This window comes from Nitrosophilus sp. (assembly GCF_982775275.1).
In genome coordinates this window covers 1-2,060 of record NZ_CEXZHP010000244.1, presented here as the reverse complement: position 1 = coordinate 2,060, position 2,060 = coordinate 1, and the positions used below count along the sequence as shown (strand labels likewise).

General features: G+C 34.1%; 1 protein-coding gene. It reads left to right on the top strand.

Annotated features, from left to right (window positions below):
* The first annotated feature begins 1,462 nt into the window (after nt 1-1,462).
* Entirely contained in the window at nt 1,463-1,924 is a 462-nt protein-coding gene (locus tag AC30RD_RS08810; protein WP_489494138.1) for a hypothetical protein, read from the top strand.
* Nucleotides 1,925-2,060: the final 136 nt, after the last annotated feature.

Below are 2,060 nucleotides of genomic sequence, written 5' to 3'. Positions count from 1 at the left end.
TGGCTAAAATGTTATATTAATATTCTTTAAAAAGAACGTTGTAAACATACGAGGACGAGTTTTCCTCCCGCCCGCCCCCACCTCCTAGCATATTGACCCCGCACCAGACGGTTCAGGAAGGTTACCTGGCCAGAGCAAGATAGTGAATCCCAGCTGTAGCTCATTGACGCAAAATTGGCCCCTGCTCTTTCAGTCCCGCCATAGGCAGAATCATTCCGGTTTTATGCTGAGCTCTTAACTGCGAGGATTTAAGCTTCGTGGCAAGCTTCAAGGCTCAGGTTAGCTTAGCCAAGCCTGCAAACAATCTGGCTGGGAACGGACGTATCCGATACGATAAGAGCCAAACTTCAAATATCCTTTCCGGCCTTTCAAGCCGGGATAGCAGTGCGACCGGCAAGTCACCGGGCGCGCTTATATGCGTCCATTTGCGTGCATCTGCGGTTAAAATATAAGCTTTCATAAATAGCAAGTGCAGCTATCGGATGCACCCTTGCCAATGCTGTATGGTCTCTTTCCTGCCTGATACCTGGAAATAGCCCAAAAGAGTTTCTCTAAAATAAATATTTCCTTCTCTACTATACCTCTGTGCACCGCACCATCCAGCTCTATCTTTTTTGTGTAATGCCATATTAGTGAATGGCTTGCCAATATTGACCCCATAAATGTTGTGGTAACTGTTGCATTTTGGATATTTTTTTTTCACAACTTCCTTGACAGTGAAATGAATTATAAATTAAATCTTTTAACATTTTTTTATGATTACTGAATATTATCGAAGTATAAATATAATTTTTATAGGTAAATTCTTAAAAGAATACTTGAAAATGCTTGATGAGACGGGCGAATAATACACTGACCGCCCCTGGCTAAAAGACACTAATCCAAAAACAGCAGTGGAGAGATTTTTAAAGCATCATCCAGAGAAGGTAGAAAAATTTGTCGTCCCTCTAAGAGAATAAGGAACAACATTTGTCTTTGTTTGTCTCGGTTTTAAGCGATATTTTTTAAATTTGGTAAGCATGAAAGTCTAGATAACAATTTGATAAAATTATCTTTTTTTATATGATTAGCAATATAACTTTCTATACGATCGGATTATATAGCTTAAATTTAAAAAAGAGATCAATTCTCAGGCAAGCATAAAAAAATCCTCTTTAAAGATTAAAAGTTTTACCTAACAAAGAGTTCTTTCTGGAGAAAAGTGTCATGATTTGGCTTAATTAGTTAAATTATATTTTTTTAAGTGAATCTAATTAATTTTATAATGTAAAATTTTTAACTTGACTCAGTAAAAAAAAATATGGCGATGCTTATCAAAAAAGTTCTAAAAAGGTTTTTTTATATAAAATAAGTTAGCCAAAACATGCTATATGACACAGGCCTATCGGTGCCTTCAAAACAATAAAAATGGGCAGGCATGTCATGTAGTATGTCAAAAACAACTCAAAAGGAGGTATTGATTATGAGATGGTTAAAAGTTTTTACGATGTTTTTTTGTGTAATCTTTATAGTATCTTGTTCTGATTCAGGTGATATTGGTAAAGTAAAAAACGGAATATTAGAACTTGATAAAAGTCTAACTGTTGGTGAGGCTTTTGAAAATTACAAATATTTTACTGATGTAAAGTGGGAAGCCTTTAAGACTGAGAATGGAAGAAGAGTCGTTCAGGTCGCGGGTACCTTAGATTTGAACAAATATCCTTTAGGAAAGGAATGGAAGAATAATGGCATTAAAAAAGCTGATGTCATATTTCAGTTTTTGATTTTAAGAGATGGCCAAAATTTTGAAGTTCATTCATATGGGCTAAAAATGCTTTTGAAGGATGGGACGGAAAAATTTTTGGATGCAAGCGATATGGGCCTAACACAAATCCAATTACTTAATAATTTAAAAGAGATATATGACAATAAACCGTTAAGCTAAAATAATAATTGCTTTGAAAATTGGTTTGTGGTTTGAGTTATATTGCGCTAGGAAATTTAAAATAGATATAAAAGTAAATAGATTCTTTTTGATAATATTTAATATATTTTATTAAATTATTTATTTAATAAATTGC

Coding starts and splice junctions, on each gene's coding strand:
- AC30RD_RS08810 (WP_489494138.1), top strand. CDS start 1,463: ATGAGATGGTTAAAAGTTTTTACGATGTTTTTTTGTGTAATCTTTATA.